This is a genomic window from Galactobacter sp., from assembly GCF_022712295.1.
Classification (GTDB): domain Bacteria; phylum Actinomycetota; class Actinomycetes; order Actinomycetales; family Micrococcaceae; genus Galactobacter.
On record NZ_JALAGT010000008.1, the window covers coordinates 1 to 16,959 of the forward strand.

Here is a 16,959-nt window from a genome sequence, read left to right on the forward strand (position 1 = left end):
CCAGCCCTGGCGGCGGATCGTCAGGATCTGCGCGGAGCGGCCGAACGGGCCGTCCTCGTCGTGCAGAACGGACGAGGTGAGGCCGACGCCGTCGGCTCCGAAGGTCTGCATGGTGTCCAGGCCGAGCCAACGGCCCTTGGGTAGGCGGAACAAGTGGATCTGGAGGTCCACGTTGGGGAAGAGCCAGTCCCCGGGTCCCTGAGACAGTGCGATCCCGTTGGCCGTGTCCACCATGCCGAGGATCTTGGTGACGTCAGCCGTCTCCTGGCCCGCGACCATGTCATAGGGGTTCGTGATCCATACTCGGCCGGAGCCGGCCTCTGCGGACGCATCGCGGCGGCCGTCGAGGGAGGAGATGAAGCCACCCTGCCAGACGCCGGTGATGTCGTACGGCTGCATGGAGTCGTGGCCGGGCATAGGAGGCTCGTGCACGCATTCCACCTCGCGGGTGTCCTGGGTGGCCAACCTCCATGCACGCGCACGGATGCTGGTGCGCCCATGCGCCTCCAACACGGCCTCGACCAGTTCGATGGTCCTCCCCGGACGCAGCAGTCGGGTGGTCACGGTGAACTCGCCGCCAGGGATGAAGCCGATGATGTCCAGGGATATCCGGGCCAGCCGCACGCCCTCTCGGGGCCGGAACTGAAGGAGTTCGTTGACCAACAGCCCCGTGGCTGGTGCCATATGCTGTTCGCCGACATTCCAGGCGCCTTGGGAATGGACGGTGGAACGGTACGTTGCCGTGTCACCGTCCCGGCGCATGAGCTCGTAGTAGGCCTCGACGGAACTCAGGTCAGGGGGCAACTGGTCGGGTGCGTGCATGAGGGGAAGACTCCTTGGCTACTCACGGGTAGTGTCTTCTGCCACCCTAGCCCTGGGGCTGGGTCTCCTCTGCATCGCTTGGGGCGTCCTCATCCGTTTCTGCCGATTCAGAGATCGTGGTGGTTTCCGTCGGAGTGGCCGGAACACCCAAGGTTCCCGGTTCCCGGTCCCAGGTGTTGGGCAGGGCCAACCGCCCGTACTTGCACACCAGTCCTTCCGCGTAGTCCCCGGCACCGCGGCGGGGATCGATGTGCAGTTCGGAAAAGTCCTCGGAGCGCAGCACGAGCCGCGGATCGGCGTCCGTTGGCAGAGAGTTCACGAACCGTAGGCTCTTCCACGAGGTCTGCCACACCTCGCGTTCATCCCTGGAACGGGCCGTGATGCCCTCCTGCGACAGGCGTAGCATCACCGCACCTCGATCCCCGGAAATCGGCAAGGTGATGGGCAGTTCAACGCCCTCGAACTGTTCCAGGTAGGCTTGAATCACCACTCCGGTCTTTCCGTGGACGCTTCCGCGCGCCTTGGAGAGGCGAGAGACCCGCATGGTGACTTGTTCGAGGCCGCCGCCCTGTGCCGGGACCGTGACCGGGACCTCGGTACCCACCTGGAACTCATCGGAGAACTTGCGCCGGGTGCCCCATCCCGGCTTGTCGGTGGAGCGCAGCAGCGGCTGGTCCCCCAGGCGGCCCATCTCGGCGCTGACCGTGCGCTTGCGGCGACGGTGAGTGAGCCAGAATATGTTTTATGAGAAGTCGTCGACGTTGATCTACACCCCGGCCACGGCGTACAACCACGTGGAAGTCAGCGGATCACTCGTCATGGAAGTCAGGCTAGCAAGCCTCCACGCGCAGACGCACCATGAAGGATCACGGATACGTAACAGAGTTGGATCAAAGAGTCTGCAGCGGTGGCGCTCGGCCCGATACGGCGCCTCCAAACCTGGCAGAATGGGCGCCTGCGCCTCAAAGCCTATTCAGGCCTCGCAGCACACTCCGACGAAAAAGCTCCGAACCCAGAGGTATTCACATGTCATCGGCCCCTGCCCGCACCACGGACAACGACGGGATCGATCCCGCCGGAATGCGGGTCATCTGGCTGCTGCTGGTCGCGGCGTTCGTCGCGATCCTCAACGAGACCACCATGGCCATCGCCATCCCGGAGTTGAACAAGAACCTCGGGATCCCGCCCGAGTTGGGTCAGTGGCTCACGAGCGCGTTCATGCTCACCATGGCCGTGATCATCCCGACCACAGGCTTCCTGATCGAGCGCTTCACCACTCGCCAAGTTTTCATCACCGCCATGACGGCGTTCGGTGCAGGAACCTTGCTGTGTTTGGTGGCCCAAGGTTTCCCCATGCTGCTGGTGGGACGCGTGGTCCAGGCGGCAGGCACCGGCATCATGATGCCACTGCTGATGACCACCATCATGAATGTGGTGCCCTCGCGCTCTCGCGGGCGCATGATGGGACGCGTTGGCCTGGTCATGTCCCTGGCCCCTGCCATCGGCCCCACCATGTCCGGGGTGGTCCTGGATTCGTTGGGCTGGCGCTGGCTGTTCGGCATCGTATTGCCCATCGCCCTCATTGCACTGGGGCTCGGTATCAAGTGGATGACCAACCTCGGTGAGAACGAGCGCGTCCCGTTGGATGTGTTCTCGGTGGTGCTCTCCGCTCTTGCTTTCGGCGGCATCGTGTACGGGCTGAGTCTGTTCGGTTCCGCTCACGGAGACGAGACGGCTTCCTCAGCGGTGCAACCATGGGTGCCGGTGGCCCTGGGAGCCGTGGCATTGGCCGGCTTCATCGCCAGGCAGTTGGCCCTCACCAAGCGAGATGCTGCGTTGCTGGACGTGCGCGTGTTCGCGGCCCGGAACTACACCATCTGCGTCATCATCATGGCCGTGGTGGCGTTGTCCATGTTCGGCACCTTCGGCCTCTTGCCGCTGTTCCTGCAGAACGTGGTGGGCCTGTCCCCCACGTCCGCGGGACTGGTACTGCTCCCCGGGTCGATCCTCATGGGATTGCTCGGTCCGGTGATGGGACGGATCTACGACGCCCGCGGGCCCAAGACCCTCTTGGTTCCGGGCACCATCATGATTGCCGCTGCGCTGTTCTTTTATTCCACTGCGGACCAGAACACGCCCGTGGCGCTGCTGGTCGTGGCGCAGACGGTCATGTCGTTGGGCTTGGCCGGTTCCTTCACCCCCTTGTTCTCCGCGTCGTTGGGGTCACTGACCCGTCACCTCTACTCACATGGTTCCGCCGCGTTGAACACCATCCAGCAGGTCTTCGGCGCGGTCGGTACGGCGGTCCTGATCTCCATTTACTCGACGGCCCTGTACACGGGAGCCGATTCGGGCTCCTCCGTGGTGGAGGCGGGAGCCAACGGATCGCAGCAGGCGTTCCTGGTGGGCGCCTGCATCGCTTGCGTTCCCGTGGTGCTCGCGTTCTTGGTCATCAAACCCGAAGAAGAGGACTGACATCCTCCCCGCGGTTGCACCGGCCCACCATGGTTGCACTGACCTACGGAGGCTCCTACCGTGGAGAACGTCAGCGATTCCGCGTGGTTGGACCGTAACCAACAGCTCAACCGGCGGATCGAACTCGACCGGGTCGCACCATGGCCCGGAAGGAGGATCGCAGCATGACCAGCACAACCGATATCACCACCGATCCGGCTCTGAACACCGAGCCCGGCCATGATTGGACGGACGAGGGAGGGGCTCTCCCCCAGGGGTCTGCGACCGGCAGTGTCGGCGACCAGCCGACACGCCTGGAAGCTTCGGAACACGGGTTCAAGGCACCGCGGAAGCTGCGCGATGGCTTGCAGGATGTCCTGGTGGATCTGATCAACCTTCACCTGGTGGGCAAGCAGGCCCATTGGAACATCGTGGGGGCCAACTTCCGGGATCTGCATCTGAACCTGGACGAACTCGTCAACGTGGCCCGTGAGGGTGCCGACGAGATCGCAGAGCGTCTGCGTGCACTGCATTCCACCGCTGATGGCCGCCCGGAAGTGGTTGCCACCCGCTCCACGCTCAAGGAGTTCCCGGCAGGCGAGATCGACACCCATGCCGCCATCAAGGCCATCGTGACGGCGATCGACGACGCGGTGGGGACCATGCGTCGGGTCCACGACGACGTCGACGCCGCGGACCCCACCAGTGCGGATATTCTCCACAGCTACATCAGCCAGCTGGAACAGCAGTCCTGGTTCATCGGAGCGGAGATCCGGACGCCGAGTACGTCCTGAAGGATTGTGCGGATCCTTCAGAGCGTTCGTTCCTGCAACAGGCGGCCACGACACCTTCCATGGTGTCGTGGCCGCCTGTTCTCTGTGCATTGGTCATGTCGCAGAGGCTTAGACGGTCGCTACGGACCCGCCGTCCACGCGATAGTTGGAACCGTTGACAAAGCTGGCCCGGTCGGAACAGAGGAACGCGATGACGGCAGCCACCTCGTCCGGACGGCCGCGCCGCTTGAGTTCCAGATACGGGCGTTTCTCGCTGAGGAAGCTCTCGATGGCGGCGTCACGGTCCACGCCCAGTTCCTGTGCTCGCTTGTCCATCATGGCGTCAGTCATGGGCGTGTGGATGAAGGCCGGTGAGACGGCGTTCACCCGGAGACCCTCACGTGCATACGTCCTGGAGAGGCCCTTGGCCAAGACCAGCGCCCCGGCCTTCGCAGCACAGTAGGGAAGTTCGTCGTCGTAAGGTTGCACGGCGTCCTCGGAAGCAAGGAATATCAGGCGTCCGTTGCCACTGGCCCGCAGGTCCCCCAGGAACGCCCGCGCGATTCTGACGGCGGCCAGCAGGTCGATCTCAAGGGTCTTGACCCAGCCGTCGTCATCGATCTCGTGGAAGAGCCCCTGGGCACCTGTTACTCCGGCCGCATGCACCAGGATGTCGATCCTGCCGACTTCCGAAGCCACGTGCGCCTTCAGCGCTTCGATCTGATCCAACCGGGTCAGATCCGCACCGATCGCGTGCACCGCACCTGGGCCATCCGGAAGCCTGTCCGCGGCCTCACCGACCTGGTCCTGGTTCAGATCGGTCAGGACCACGTTGGCACCCTCCTGCCGCAGTTCGGCTGCGCTCTGCCATCCGATTCCCGAGTCCGCTCCAGTGATCAGGGCTGTGCGCCCCTCGATGCCGAGGTCCATGCTCAGTCCTCCTCCCCGTCCACCGGTATCCGGTGCCGCAGGGCCTCGTGGTCGGTTGCATCGGCGTTCGCGATGGCGTCCCGGGCGTCATCGGTCTTGTCCCACTCGTTCCAGAGCAAGACACCGACCACCTGATCGCCATCCAGGTAGTAGACGATCCTCCCCTCGTCGCCGTGATTGGTCACGGTCTCCAGGGAGGCGTCCAGCGTCCCGACGGCCTCGTAACCGTCATCGAAGAGATCTGAGTAGAAAAGCGGGGTGTGATCATAGGGTTCCAACGCCCCGGCCAGGTTCCGGCCGGCCTTGTGTCCCATCTCGGTGGCGTTGTCCACGTGTTCCACGCGCGTGCGGCCCAGAATCCGATCCGGATAGGACGCGATGTCGCCGGCGGCGAAGATGTGTCCATCAGTTGTCCGCAGGTGCTCATCGACGATCACCCCGTCCTCGACGTCCAGGCCGGCCTCGCTGGCCAGCTCGACGTTGGGCGTCACGCCAACGCCTTCCACCACGGCATCGCACTGGATGTTCTCGCCGGTGGAGAGCTTGAGCGTGATCCGCTCGCCCGATACCTCGGCGGACTCGGCCCGCGCCCCGGGCACCAGCTGCACGCCGTGGCTCGCAAATTTGGCGTGGATGGACTTGGCGAGGTCGTCCGGGAAGGTCGATCCGCCGAGAACCTCATCCGGAAAGACGAGGGTGACCTTGGTGTCGTTCTGAACCAGAGCCGCAGCGAGTTCGGTAGCGATGAAGGAACCTCCGATGACCGCGACATGTTTGCCCCCACCTGAGAGATCACGCAGGCGTTCGTAGTCCTCCACCGTTCGGAAAGCGAACTCCCGGGGATCATCCAGAAGCTGCAGTCGCTTGGGCTCGGAACCGGTAGCCAACAGCAGCTGTTGGTATCCGACGGTCGCGTCGCCGTCCGTGACAACGACCTGCTCGTCTCGGTCGATGCTGACCGCACTGACCCCCGCGTGACGCACGGCTCCGGTATCGTCCTCGGTATTCGTCCAGATGTCATCGAAGGCGAAATCTGGATCGGTCCAGAGCTTCTTCGACAGGGCCGGTCGGGTGGCCGGTGGCACGTGTTCCTTCGAGAGAATGCCGATGCTCCCGTCGGGGTCCAGTTCGCGAATTCCGCGGGCGGCCGCGTCCGCCACCATGCCTCCCCCAACGATGAGATACCTGTAGTCGGTGTGTTCCGTCATGACTTCCTCCGTAACTGCGATTGCCGTTTGGATCCAGCCAAATGCGAGGCCGCCGCACGGTGGTAACGGGCCTCGCTTTTCACGATGCTGCAGTCCACCATTCGCGTCAAGGCCCTTGCACACCCAGGCTCAAGAGGGTTACCTCGGGACTGAGCACCGACCGCAGTGCGCCAAGGAAGCACCGATTCAGGAAAGGCAGGACCAGCGATGCCCAAGACGACCAGCCACGGGAATGCGCGCAAGAATGAGCTGCCCCAAACCCTGCAGCGCTCCGACGCCAAGGCGCAACGTACCTATGCCAAGGCCTATGACTCCGCGATGGAGGAGTACAACGACGAGGAACGTGCCCAACGAACCGCGTGGGCGGCGCTGAAACAGACCCACGAGAAGGTCGGTGACCATTGGCAGCCCAAGGACGAATCGGGCCCGTCCGACAGACAGGCCGAGGGCGGAAAGAACACCGACCGTCGGACCGCCGGCGGTGTGGACGCCAACGCCACCAAGGAACATTTGATGGACCTGGCCCAAGAACTCGACATCGAGGGGCGCTCCACCATGAACAAGAACGAGCTCATCGAGGCGCTGCAGAAGGAGAACGACCGACGCAGCAAGGAAAGCCGTCGCTGACAGTCTGAAAGGAGCCGAACCATGGCAGAGATCTGGGAACAGAACGAAGAGATCGACGAAGAAGAGGAGCTGGTCGCCACCAACCACCGCGATGACGTCGAGCCGCTGATCGAAGGTGAGGACGAACAAGAGATCGAGACGACGCACGAGACCCCTCGTGCGGCCATGGACGAACTCGGTGAGGACGCCTCCTCCTCACCCGCCCGTCGCGGACATGACGACCCTGAGGCGGCCGCTGCTGAGGCGGCCGGCGGGGAAGGATCTCCCGAACCGTGACGGCCCGTGGACCGCCACGGATGTCAGACGGCCCTCTTGCTGCGGCCCACGATCAGTCCATAGACCAGTAGCACGACGATGGAACCACCGATCGCGAGTAGCCACGTCTGCAACGACCAGAATTCCTGCAGATCAGCGTCGAAGAGCACCGACCCCAGCCAGCCGCCGACGACGGCTCCGACGACACCGAGCAGCATCGTGACGAACCATCCACCGGCCTGTTTGCCCGGCAGGATCGCCTTGGCGATGGCCCCGGCGATCAGGCCCAGGACCAGAAAAGCGATGAAACCCATGATCTTCCCCTTCACTCTGCAGTGCGTGCGCCGCAACCGCGAGTCCTTCGCGGCCTCGGCGCTGGTTCTGGAACCGTAGCGCGCTCCGCACGCCGGTGCCAAGGGGCTTGCGGTTGCCCCACACCATGCGGTAGCGGGTCAGCCGCAGCCCGCTTGCCTCGGTGATGTCGGCTATATCACCTCTCCGACGAGGTCAGGAGGTAGCCAGTTCGCATCGCGAGATTCAGCGGCAAGAACCTGAAGCGGTGGTGTCTTTCTGCGGCGGAGGCCAGAAGGGAGACGGCACCGCCGGCGCTATCGGCTGCCGGTAGAACGTGAGCGAGCGCACGGATGCCCTCCCGGTGTCTCCGCACCACGCTCACCACCAGTGCCGTTCGACGCCGATTTCCGTCGATTCGCTCTCGAGTCCGGCGTCGACGAAACGCTCTCCTACGGCGAACACTTGGTCAGCTGGACCATCCAGATTTTCTCGGGCACCCGGTTCGGCCCATGGCCACCGTTGTCTTGGCCGCAGAGTTCTGGGACCAGTCGATGAACACCTTGTTCTCCCGCAGAGACTTCTTCGTCGCGAAGACGATGCGGTTTCCGTGGTCGGTCTGGAAGCTGAGGGCGAGCTCGTGGGCGATCCCAGAGATCTGCTCGAGGTACGTCAGGTCGCCTCGTCATTGACCAACGGATACTGCATGGAGCCGTTGGAGTGCACCGTACGAACGACCCGTCCGTGCCGACCAGGACCTTGACATGCCTGTGGACCACGAGAACATCGATGTGATGCAGTTCGTGCCTGGCGAGCCGTCCTCGAAACCTCCCCGCCGTACACTGGGTCTCTCAATAACATCACCATGAGGAGTGCACTTGGCCGGCGGATTGTTTGCCCTGTTGGATGACATCTCGGTGCTGGCCAAGGCCGCGGCATCCAGTATCGACGACGTGGCCACCGGTGCCGCCAAGACGGCGGTGAAAACCTCCGGCGTGATCGTGGACGACGTCGCTGCGGCGCCCCAGTACGTCACCGGCCTCTCGCCCAAGCGCGAGCTCCCCGTGGTCTGGAAGATCACCAAGGGGTCCCTGGCCAACAAGTTCCTGATCGTCATCCCGTTGCTGCTGATCCTCTCCTGGATCGCGCCCGTCCTGTTCCCGTACCTGCTGATCATCGGCGGGACCTACTTGAGCTACGAGGGCGCGGAGAAGGCACTCGAGTGGATGCACATCGTCAAGGAGGAGCACCACAGCGCAGAGGTGGTCGCCGACACTCCGGAAGCGCTGGAGAAGTCCATGGTCCGCTCCGCGGTCATGACAGATCTGGTGCTGTCGATGGAGATCATGACCATCTCCCTGTCCACGATCCACGCGCACGGGTTCTGGACCCGGCTCGCCACCCTCTGCGTCGTCGCCATCCTGATGACGGTGCTGGTCTACGGTGCCGTGGCCGCGCTGATCCGGTTGGATGACACGGGACGCTTCATGGCCCGCAGGCGATCCCGCTGGGTCCGGATCCTGGGCTTGGGCATGATCAGAGCCATGCCCAAGGTCTTCGACCTGCTCTCCATCGTGGGCACCTTGGCGATGCTGTGGGTGGGCGGTCACCTCATCTGGGAGAACCTGGGCGAGGTCGGTCTCCACTTCTTCCATGACACCCTGCACGGTCTGGAGCACGTCCTTGAACCGGCAGGCGGGCTGGTCTCCTGGCTCGGCACCGCAGTGGTCTCCATGGTGGGTGGTTTGGTCTGGGGCACGGTCGTGTTCCTCCTGGTCCGTGGCGCCATGAAGATCGTGAAGACGTCACGCGGCTGAGACCACCCTCACGGGACGGCCTGCATCCTCGCGGAGTAGGCTCAAGGGCTGGAGGTAATGTGCCCACTCTTCTGCGTCTTCTTCGCTTCACCCGCTCCCTGTCCTCGTACTACGTCGGCATCACCATCGCCGCCGTGATCGTCACGGGCGCGGGTCTTGCCGTGCCTTTCATCACCGGAGCGGCCACCGATCAGGTGGTGTCCGCTCTGAACGGCGACACCGCTGCAGACACCGCTATCCGCAGCGTCGTGCTTCTGGCCGTAGGACTGCTCGCCGTCAGCCTCGTTGAGGCGGTGATCGGCAACATCGGCGGCTATTGGGGGGACGTGATGAGCGCCAAGATGCGCGCCATCCTCTCCTCCCGCTACTTCGACAAGCTGTTGCGCCTGCCGCAGCGCTACTACGACCGCGAGCTGACCGGAACCATTGTGGCGCGGTTGAACCGCTCCATCACCGAAGTCACGAACTTCATGAAGTCGTTCTCCAACACCTTCGTGACACTGATCCTCACCACGGTGGCCGTGCTGGTCATCAGCGCCTTCTACTACTGGCCGCTGGCCATCCTGTTGGCCTGCGCCTATCCCGCGTACCTCTGGCTGACCACGCTGACCAGCAAGAAGTGGCAGGTCTTCGAGAAGGACAAGAACGACCACGTTGATCTGGCTTCGGGCCGTTTCTCCGAGGTCGTGGGCCAGATGCGCGTGGTGAAGGCGTTCTCCCGTGAGGCCTCCGAGTTGAAGAATTTCGACCGGCACTTCGACGAGACTGTCACCCTGACCGGCGGCCAGTCGCGTCACTGGCACGTGATGGATGCCCTGCGCCAGGGCGTGCTTCACGCCATCTTCTTCACGATGTACCTGATCATTTTCATCCGCACCGTCCACGGGCATTTCACCCCCGGTGAGATGGTGATGCTGGTGCAGCTGATGGCCCTGGCCCGGCAGCCCGTGACCGGCCTTAGTTGGGTCGTGGACATGACCCAACGCGCCTCCGCCGGCTCGCGTTCCTACTTCGAGGTCATGGATCTTGACGAAAAAATGGTCGACGGCGGTGGCTCCCGTCCGCATGCCCCGGCGCCTTCCGCGCCCGGCGCGGCCAATGTACAGACCCCGGCGGTTGCGTTCCGCGACGTGAGTTTCGCCTACGACGACGAGGACGTCCTCTCCGACATCTCCTTCACCGTGAGGCACGGGGAACGGATTGCGTTCGTGGGTGAGTCGGGTGGCGGCAAGACCACCCTGACCAATCTCTTGTTGGGGTTCTATGGTGCCCGGACGGGTTCCATCGAGGTGGAAGGTGCAGGCGATGGCTCCGGCAGCCCGGAGGCGCTGGCTCTGTTGCGTGAGCAGATCGGTGTGGTGTTCCAGGACGCCTCCCTGTTCTCAGGCAACATCGCGGAGAACATCGCCTATGGCCGGCCCGATGCCACACGGGAGGAGATCGAGGAGGTCGCCACCCGGGCCGCAGTGGACACCTTCGTGGCGAAACTCGGCAAGGGCTACGACACCGTGATCGGTGAGCGTGGCATGAAGCTCTCCGGGGGTCAGAAGCAGCGCATCGCGGTGGCCCGCGCCATGCTCAAGAACGCACCCATCCTGGTGCTCGACGAGGCAACGTCTGCCCTGGACACCAAGTCCGAGCGGCTGGTGCAACAGGGATTGGACCAGTTGATGAAGGACCGCACCTCCCTGATCATTGCGCACCGGCTCTCCACCATTGCCGAGGTGGACCGGATCGTGACATTGAAGGATGGACGCATCGACGAGATCGGTACGCCTGCCGAGCTGGCGGCCTCCGGTGGGATCTACGCCCAACTACTGGCCCTGCAGGCCTCGGCTACCAAGGCGGATCGGAAGAAGCTGAAGGCCTTCGACGTGGTGCCTCACTGAGGAATATCTTCTCCCATGGCCTCGTTGTCTCTGACGTGAGTCTCAATATCGATATCTGGTCAGACGTGGTCTGCCCCTTCTGCTACATCGGCAAACGCCACCTTGAACTGGCCCTGCAGGAGTTTGAGCACGCGGACGACGTGCGGATCACCTGGCACAGCTTCGAGCTGGACCCCGACACCAAGGCCAAGCCTGGCGTGGATCTCATTGAGTTGATTGCGGCCAAGTACGGCGCCTCTCGTGAACAGGCGGAGGCACAGCACCAGCAGATGGCCGCGCAGGCGGCAGCTGTTGGCCTGGACTTCAACTGGCGCGATGCTGTTCCCGGCAACACGTTCGATGCGCATCGGCTGATCCAGCTGGCCGCCACTCAAGATGTGGCGGATGCAGCAGAGGAGCGTTTCAAGAAGGCGTATTTCAGTGAGGGCGTCAATGTGGAGGACCACACCGAACTGCGTCGGCTGGCATTCGAGGTGGGGCTGGACGCCGCAGACGTGGATCGCGTTCTGGGCTCCGACGAGTTCGCCGACGCCGTCCGTGCCGATGAGGCACAGGCCGCCCAGCTCGGCGTGCGGGGTGTGCCGTTCTTCGTTCTTGACTCCAAGTACGGGATCTCAGGAGCGCAGCCGGTGGAGGCCTTTTCGCAGGTCCTGAACCAGGTCTGGGAGAAGGAACACGCAGCACCGGAGTTGGTGGACCCACTGGCGGGTTCCACCGCCGGCGCCGCGCCGTCGTGCGGCGTCAACGGCTGCGACTGACGTCCGCTCAGCGGCCGCGTTCCCCGCGCGACCCGACCGCGCGCAGTGCGCCGAGGATGGCCACCAGGTCCACGGCCTCCTGCAACCAGGCGCCGAGCAGCGCGGGGAGGAACCCGAAGGCCGCGATAAGCATCAGGACCGCGCTGATGATGATGCCCAGCCAGATGCTCTGCAACGCAATACGCACCGTGTCCTTGCCGATGCGGATGGCCTGCGGCAACGAGGCCAGCGTGTCGTAGCGGTTGACGATGTCGGCTGACTCGCTCGCCGCCGTAGCACCACGAGCTCCCATGGCGAACCCGATGTCTGCGGCGGCCAGCACGGGTGCGTCGTTCAGACCGTCGCCGACCATGATCAGCGGGCGCGGACGGATGGAGCCCACGATGCGGACCTTGTCCGCCGGCAGGCAGCGTGCGTGCAGCTCGCTGATGCCGAGGCCGTCTGCGATGGGTTGCGCGGTGGCCTCCACGTCTCCGGTCACCATGATGGTGCGCTCCACGCCGAGACGCTCGAGGTCTTTCAGGGCCTCGCCGGCGTCCGGACGCACGGAATCTCGCATGATGATGGCACCGGCAAACGTGGCCCCAACACTCACGTAGATGGCCAGCTCTCCCGGTTGAAGGTCAGCACCGACCAGATCCGGGGCGAAGCCACGGATCCAGGCGGGCTTACCCACTCGGGTGACCACGTCGCCGTCGGGCATGGTCAGGGTGGCCTCGACGCCGTTGGTGGCGTTCTCGTCCGCCCTGGACGCCTCCACCAGACGCAGACCACGGTCCTTGGCTGCGGCGACGACGGAGTCGGCCAACACGTGAGAGGAATACACCTCGGTCGAGGCAGCGTGGGTGAGAAGCTGCTCTTCCGAGAACCCGTTGGAGGTCAACACGCGCCGGAGTACCGGTCGGCCGGTGGTGATGGTTCCGGTCTTGTCGAAGGCCGCAGATTTCACCCGCGAGAGCTGCTCCAAGGTGCCGCCGCCCTTGACGATGAGTCCGAAGCGCGCCGCGCGGCTCATGCCACCGAGGAACGCCACCGGAGCGGCGATCAGAAGCGGGCACGGTGTCGCGACGACCAACACCTCGGCGAAACGCACTGGGTCGCCGCTGATCAGCCAGGCCAGCGCCGCCAGCGCCAATGAAAAAATGGTGAACGGCACGGCGTATCGGTCTGCAAGCCGCACCACCTTGGCCTTGGAGCCGGCCGCCTGCTCCACCAGCCGCACAATCTGCTGGTACTGGCTCTCGGAAGCAACGGCGGCGGCCCGAACGGTCACGGCGGCCTGCCCATTCACCGCGCCACTGGACACCTTTTCTCCGCCGACGCGTTCTACAGGCAGGCTCTCCCCCGTCAACGAGGACTCGTCGAACACCGCGTGGGCGGAGACAAGTATGGAATCGACGGGCACCAGCGCTCCGGGCTTCACCAGCAGCAGGTCGCCCACGGTCACGTCCTCGACCGGGATCAGCTCCGTGGTGGCTTGGTCTGTGGCGGCTCCGGTGGAATCGGTGATCCGGACGGCTTGCTGCGGCGATTTCTGCAGCAGGGCGGTGAGTTCACGCTTGGAACGATGCTCGGCGTAGTCCTCCAGCGCGGCACCCCCGGTGAGCATGAGCACCACCACCAAGGCTGCCCAGGGCTCCCCCACCAGGACCGCTGCCACGATGGCGGTCACCGCGAGGATGTCCAGCCCGGCACGTCCTTGGAGCAGTTGCCGAATCATGCCGATGGCTTCCCACGCCGCGATCAGGAGCGCGTAGCTCCCCACCAGCCAGCGGGAGGCGCCATGAGCGGGCGTGGCAAGAAGGATGAGGCCCGTGATGGCGACGACAATGGTCGTGACCACCAGCGGATATGACTTCAGCAGGGAAAGACGACGCGACACAAGATCATTATGGCGCACCGGCCCGGGTGGGGAGGCTTAGGCGAGCCTCCCCACCCTCCAACGTGTCAGGCCCAGTTCTTGTGCGCCGAGGTCTGCCCCACACCGGGGTTGAACATGTTGGTGGGGTCCAGCTCCTTGTAGTGCTCCACCAGGTCCTCTGGTGCGTGGTAGATGCGACCGTAGTTGTGCTCGGCGGGGAAGCGCGCGCCGCGTTCGGTGAGCAGGTCCTTCATCTTGGCCTTGAGGGCCTCGCCGTCCACGCCCTTCTTGGCAACGTAGTCCTGGTGCATCACGTGGCAGAAGAAGTGACCGTAGTAGGAGATGACCTCGAGTTGGTTCGCGATCTCTGCGGGGAGCACCTCGAGCCACTCGTCGTCGTCGCGACGCAGGGCCACGTCCAGGGTCACCAGCTCACCCACCTTGTCCGCCTTCAGGTTGTGGAAGCGGGTCATGGCGCTGGCCGCACCGAAGCGCTGCAGCATGGCTCCCTCTGCCTCGTCCTCGGTGCAGGTGAAGAAGTCGCCCTCGCGACCCGGTTCGGCGAAGAACTTCGTGAGGAAGGCCTCCATGTCCTTGGTCTGCTCGTGGCCCACCACCACGATCAGGTGGTGTTCAAAGCGGTTGCGGTACTCCACGAGGCGCTTGGGCAGCATGTTGGGCAGCAGACCGAAGGCGTGCTGAGAGATGGTGTCTGCGGTGGTCTCCCCGAAGAACGGGAGCTTGGAGAAGACGCCGTTGGCCCAGCTCTTCAAGGCAAAGGCGCGCTTGAGGACGCTGCTGCCGGCGTACTTCAGGCCAACGTAGGTGTCCTTGCCGTACTTCTCGGCGAGGTCGAAGGCCTCGCGGCCCATGTACTCGCCGGAGATAGGCAGTTCCTTCTCTGAGGTCAGGACGGCGCGGCGGTAGTCCTCGAGTTCTTTCGGCGAATTGGTGCCGATGTAGAACGTGGTGGTGTGCTTGTCCTTGGCGAACGTCCGGGTACGCACGGCGAAGACCATGAGTTTGCCGGCCGAGCCCGACGCCTCGTAGAGGTAGCGCGGGTTGGCGTTGTAGCGGGCCGGGGTATCCACGATCTCGCGAACGTGCTCGCTGTACTCGGTGCCCAGGGTGTCCTCCGGCGGGGCGGTGACGGCCGAGTCGGGCCAGTCGCCGGCCTGAAGCTTGTCCAGGATCCGCACCGGATCCTCCCCCAGTTCGATACCCAGGTGGTTGACGAGCTCGAGCTTGCCCGCCTCGTTGACACGGGCATAGATGGCTTCTTCGGTGTAGGCCGGTCCCTTGCGGACCTGGCTGCCACCGGAGTTGTTGGCGATGCCGCCCACCACGGAGGCGCCGATGGAGGTGGAACCGATGACGGAGTGGGGTTCACGGCCGAAGGTGGCCAGCTTGTCCTCCAGCTGGTACAGGCGTGCGCCCGCCAGGGAAACGGCCTCGCGGGCGTCGTTGATGAGGTGGATCTGATCCAGGCGCAGCAGGGAGATGATCACGATCTCGCGGTCGTAGTCCTGATCGCCGGGGCCGGATCCGCCAGTGAGACCGGTGTTGGCGGACTGCGGGATGACGATGAGGTCCTTGTCAACGCACACCTGCAGGGTGCGCCACACGTCGGCGAGACTACCTGGCTTCAACACGGCGAGCACATTGCCCGTGCCGAAGCGGTACCCGTGAATGTACGGGGCAGTGGCGCGCGTGGAGGTCAGTACGTGTTCACGTCCAAGGATCTGCTTGAACGCGTGGACTGCTGACTCGCCGTTGGCCGTGGATTCGATGGACATGCGTGAGCGTTTCCTTCCCAAGGTGGGGTTCGGGGTTGGTTTCTCGGACCCATTGTCTCACTGCCACACGTATTCGCACGGCGTTGCGTGAGCCCAGGAGTTTGGGAGTGACACCGGGCCTGCGTTCTGAATGCGTGCGCCAGAGCTCGCTCGTGGACGACCGATATGATCGGAGCCCGCTGGCACTCATGAGTGAGAGGACATCCCCATCAACGATCACGACATGTCTGGCCCGTTCTTTCATGGCACCATCGCAGATCTGCTGCCCGGCGACCATCTGGAAGCCGGTCATAGATCCAACTACCGTCCTGAGGTGGTCATGAAGCACGTGTATTTCACGGCTCTCGTGAACGGTGCGGGCATGGCCGCCGAACTCGCCTCTGAACTCTCTGGAGGCACGGCAATTCCGCGGGTCTACGAGGTTGAGCCGACCGGTGACTTCGAAGATGATCCGAACGTCACTGACAAGAAGTTTCCTGGCAACCCGACACGGTCCTACCGCACTGGCATGCCTCTCCGGGTGGTCCGTGAGGTCACTGATTGGGAGCGGCTCTCTCCCGAGGCTCTGCAGATGTGGCGCGAGAGGATCATCAACGTGCCGGCCGACCAGCGCGGCGAGATCTTGAACTGACCGGATGTGCGAGTGACGCCGTGCGCTGGATTGGGCGGCTGCCGGCGCAACTCGCGGACCGGCGGCTGTCAGTCATGGAGATGGGTCGCTGCCCGCAGCAGTGGGACGAGGGCCGGCTTCAGCTGCGCCACCTCATCGGGGCTCGTCGGCTTGACGTGTCGCATCGTGGACGTGCCTGTCAGCACGGCGTCGGGATCGGCCAAGCGCGCCCCTTGCATCCAGGTCAGTGAAACCCATTTGGTGTACGGACTCACCGCGAGCATGCCCCACCCGCCGTAGCCGTACTGCTTGGCTCCATATCCGATCACCAGATCCACCTGGTCCACGGAATACGCGATATCGGGCAGGGTATCGAGGATCAGCTGGTGCAGCGCCAAGTACGTTGCAGCACGCTCGCCGGGGAGGTCCGCTACGAGTTCGGATAGCTGTTCGTTCGTTGGGTGGTCGAGGTGCGGGTGCGTCTTCGCCATGTGCGAAGTCTATTCGTGGGCACTCCTTCATGCGCGGGTGAGCGCGACCAGGTTGCTGCGCAGATTCTTGGTGGAGGCCATCATGGGCCGGAGTCGGTGGCCGCTATGCTGCGGATATGCCGACTGAGAGCCAGCTCACACTTCCTGATCCACATCCCCACCTCCGTTGGTCGGCAGCATCTGGGACGACTGGGTGGATACGCCGAGCAAGGTGAAAGACGGCGCTACCACCGAACCCGGGCCCGACAGTTATCACCGGGTCCCGGAGGACGTCTCCCTGGCCGCGGACTTGGGACTGGACCGGTACCGGCATCGGCGATCGGCGCGGCGGTGGCTACAGTGATCGTTCTGGCCGCCTCGTTGTTCGCGAAGTACTA

The 16,959-nt window shown here is 64.1% G+C and carries 18 protein-coding genes; 9 read left to right on the forward strand and 9 right to left on the reverse strand.

What is annotated here, in order from left to right; translation table 11 throughout:
* Positions 1 to 822, reverse strand: an 822-nt coding sequence (locus Q0A15_RS00575; protein WP_291277592.1) for a thioesterase family protein, incomplete at its 3' end; no start/stop codon positions are given.
* Positions 823 to 868: 46 nt separating this feature from the next.
* Entirely contained in the window at positions 869 to 1,513 is a 645-nt protein-coding gene (locus tag Q0A15_RS00580; RefSeq protein WP_291277593.1) for a hypothetical protein, read from the reverse strand.
* Positions 1,514 to 1,848: 335 nt separating this feature from the next.
* On the opposite strand from Q0A15_RS00580, the gene Q0A15_RS00585 reads away from it, so the two are divergent.
* On the forward strand, positions 1,849 to 3,297 hold the full coding sequence (locus Q0A15_RS00585) for an MDR family MFS transporter (protein ID WP_291277594.1): 1,449 nt from the start codon (positions 1,849 to 1,851) through the stop codon (positions 3,295 to 3,297).
* 164 nt (positions 3,298 to 3,461) lie between these two features.
* Positions 3,462 to 4,070: a DNA starvation/stationary phase protection protein gene (locus tag Q0A15_RS00590; RefSeq protein WP_291277595.1), complete on the forward strand. Its 609-nt coding sequence runs from the start codon at positions 3,462 to 3,464 to the stop codon at positions 4,068 to 4,070.
* Between the two features lie 108 nt (positions 4,071 to 4,178).
* Here Q0A15_RS00590 and Q0A15_RS00595 read toward each other — a convergent pair whose 3' ends face one another.
* Both Q0A15_RS00595 and Q0A15_RS00600 read right to left on the reverse strand, forming a co-directional pair.
* Positions 4,179 to 4,979: an SDR family NAD(P)-dependent oxidoreductase gene (locus Q0A15_RS00595; protein WP_291277596.1), complete on the reverse strand. Its 801-nt coding sequence runs from the start codon at positions 4,977 to 4,979 to the stop codon at positions 4,179 to 4,181.
* A 2-nt stretch (positions 4,980 to 4,981) separates the two neighbouring features.
* Entirely contained in the window at positions 4,982 to 6,187 is a 1,206-nt protein-coding gene (locus tag Q0A15_RS00600; RefSeq protein WP_291277597.1) for an FAD-dependent oxidoreductase, read from the reverse strand.
* 207 nt (positions 6,188 to 6,394) lie between these two features.
* Between Q0A15_RS00600 and Q0A15_RS00605 the strand changes: the two genes are divergently transcribed.
* Both Q0A15_RS00605 and Q0A15_RS00610 read left to right on the forward strand, forming a co-directional pair.
* On the forward strand, positions 6,395 to 6,814 hold the full coding sequence (locus Q0A15_RS00605; RefSeq protein WP_291277598.1) for a ChaB family protein: 420 nt from the start codon (positions 6,395 to 6,397) through the stop codon (positions 6,812 to 6,814).
* A gap of 21 nt (positions 6,815 to 6,835) precedes the next feature.
* Complete coding sequence (locus Q0A15_RS00610) at positions 6,836 to 7,090, forward strand: hypothetical protein (RefSeq protein WP_291277599.1); 255 nt, start codon at positions 6,836 to 6,838, stop codon at positions 7,088 to 7,090.
* Between the two features lie 23 nt (positions 7,091 to 7,113).
* Here the strand turns inward: Q0A15_RS00610 and Q0A15_RS00615 are convergent, their stop codons facing one another.
* Positions 7,114 to 7,383 (reverse strand): GlsB/YeaQ/YmgE family stress response membrane protein, encoded by a 270-nt coding sequence (locus tag Q0A15_RS00615; protein WP_291277600.1) that lies wholly within the window; start codon positions 7,381 to 7,383, stop codon positions 7,114 to 7,116.
* 446 nt (positions 7,384 to 7,829) lie between these two features.
* Positions 7,830 to 8,036 carry a hypothetical protein gene (locus Q0A15_RS15000; RefSeq protein WP_367273337.1) on the reverse strand — a complete coding sequence of 69 codons (207 nt, stop codon included), beginning with the start codon at positions 8,034 to 8,036 and terminating at the stop codon, positions 7,830 to 7,832.
* Between the two features lie 202 nt (positions 8,037 to 8,238).
* Here Q0A15_RS15000 and Q0A15_RS00620 point away from each other — a divergent pair, with 202 nt between their 5' ends.
* The 3 genes from Q0A15_RS00620 to Q0A15_RS00630 are packed head-to-tail and all read left to right on the forward strand — an operon-like array spanning position 8,239 to position 11,824.
* Complete coding sequence (locus Q0A15_RS00620) at positions 8,239 to 9,177, forward strand: DUF808 domain-containing protein (protein WP_291277601.1); 939 nt, start codon at positions 8,239 to 8,241, stop codon at positions 9,175 to 9,177.
* 59 nt (positions 9,178 to 9,236) lie between these two features.
* A complete protein-coding gene (locus Q0A15_RS00625; RefSeq protein ID WP_291277602.1) occupies positions 9,237 to 11,066 on the forward strand; it encodes an ABC transporter ATP-binding protein in 1,830 nt (609 codons plus the stop codon).
* A 35-nt stretch (positions 11,067 to 11,101) separates the two neighbouring features.
* Positions 11,102 to 11,824: a DsbA family oxidoreductase gene (locus Q0A15_RS00630; protein WP_291277603.1), complete on the forward strand. Its 723-nt coding sequence runs from the start codon at positions 11,102 to 11,104 to the stop codon at positions 11,822 to 11,824.
* A 7-nt stretch (positions 11,825 to 11,831) separates the two neighbouring features.
* Here Q0A15_RS00630 and Q0A15_RS00635 read toward each other — a convergent pair whose 3' ends face one another.
* Together Q0A15_RS00635 and dld are read right to left on the reverse strand one after the other, a co-directional pair.
* A complete protein-coding gene (locus Q0A15_RS00635) occupies positions 11,832 to 13,706 on the reverse strand; it encodes a heavy metal translocating P-type ATPase (RefSeq protein ID WP_291277604.1) in 1,875 nt (624 codons plus the stop codon).
* A gap of 65 nt (positions 13,707 to 13,771) precedes the next feature.
* Positions 13,772 to 15,481 (reverse strand): D-lactate dehydrogenase, encoded by a 1,710-nt coding sequence (dld, locus tag Q0A15_RS00640; protein WP_291277605.1) that lies wholly within the window; start codon positions 15,479 to 15,481, stop codon positions 13,772 to 13,774.
* Between the two features lie 223 nt (positions 15,482 to 15,704).
* On the opposite strand from dld, the gene arr reads away from it, so the two are divergent.
* The gene (arr, locus tag Q0A15_RS00645) at positions 15,705 to 16,112 is read left to right on the forward strand and encodes an NAD(+)--rifampin ADP-ribosyltransferase (protein ID WP_291277606.1); all 408 of its coding nucleotides are present in this window, start codon (positions 15,705 to 15,707) and stop codon (positions 16,110 to 16,112) included.
* 68 nt (positions 16,113 to 16,180) lie between these two features.
* On the opposite strand, the gene Q0A15_RS00650 is transcribed toward arr, so the two are convergent.
* Positions 16,181 to 16,582, reverse strand: a complete 402-nt coding sequence (locus Q0A15_RS00650; RefSeq protein WP_291277607.1) for a DUF1801 domain-containing protein — start codon at positions 16,580 to 16,582, stop codon at positions 16,181 to 16,183.
* A 166-nt stretch (positions 16,583 to 16,748) separates the two neighbouring features.
* Here Q0A15_RS00650 and Q0A15_RS00655 point away from each other — a divergent pair, with 166 nt between their 5' ends.
* Positions 16,749 to 16,925: a family 1 glycosylhydrolase gene (locus Q0A15_RS00655; RefSeq protein WP_291277608.1), complete on the forward strand. Its 177-nt coding sequence runs from the start codon at positions 16,749 to 16,751 to the stop codon at positions 16,923 to 16,925.
* Positions 16,926 to 16,959 lie beyond the last annotated feature (34 nt).

Excerpts from the sequence above, each read along its gene's own strand:
- Q0A15_RS00580 (WP_291277593.1), bottom strand. The coding sequence starts at position 1,513 with ATGGGCCGCCTGGGGGACCAGCCGCTGCTGCGCTCCACCGACAAGCCG.
- Q0A15_RS00585 (WP_291277594.1), top strand. The coding sequence starts at position 1,849 with ATGTCATCGGCCCCTGCCCGCACCACGGACAACGACGGGATCGATCCC.
- Q0A15_RS00590 (WP_291277595.1), top strand. The coding sequence starts at position 3,462 with ATGACCAGCACAACCGATATCACCACCGATCCGGCTCTGAACACCGAG.
- Q0A15_RS00595 (WP_291277596.1), bottom strand. The coding sequence starts at position 4,979 with ATGGACCTCGGCATCGAGGGGCGCACAGCCCTGATCACTGGAGCGGAC.
- Q0A15_RS00600 (WP_291277597.1), bottom strand. The coding sequence starts at position 6,187 with ATGACGGAACACACCGACTACAGGTATCTCATCGTTGGGGGAGGCATG.
- Q0A15_RS00605 (WP_291277598.1), top strand. The coding sequence starts at position 6,395 with ATGCCCAAGACGACCAGCCACGGGAATGCGCGCAAGAATGAGCTGCCC.
- Q0A15_RS00610 (WP_291277599.1), top strand. The coding sequence starts at position 6,836 with ATGGCAGAGATCTGGGAACAGAACGAAGAGATCGACGAAGAAGAGGAG.
- Q0A15_RS00615 (WP_291277600.1), bottom strand. The coding sequence starts at position 7,383 with ATGGGTTTCATCGCTTTTCTGGTCCTGGGCCTGATCGCCGGGGCCATC.
- dld (WP_291277605.1), bottom strand. The coding sequence starts at position 15,481 with ATGTCCATCGAATCCACGGCCAACGGCGAGTCAGCAGTCCACGCGTTC.
- arr (WP_291277606.1), top strand. The coding sequence starts at position 15,705 with ATGTCTGGCCCGTTCTTTCATGGCACCATCGCAGATCTGCTGCCCGGC.
- Q0A15_RS00650 (WP_291277607.1), bottom strand. The coding sequence starts at position 16,582 with ATGGCGAAGACGCACCCGCACCTCGACCACCCAACGAACGAACAGCTA.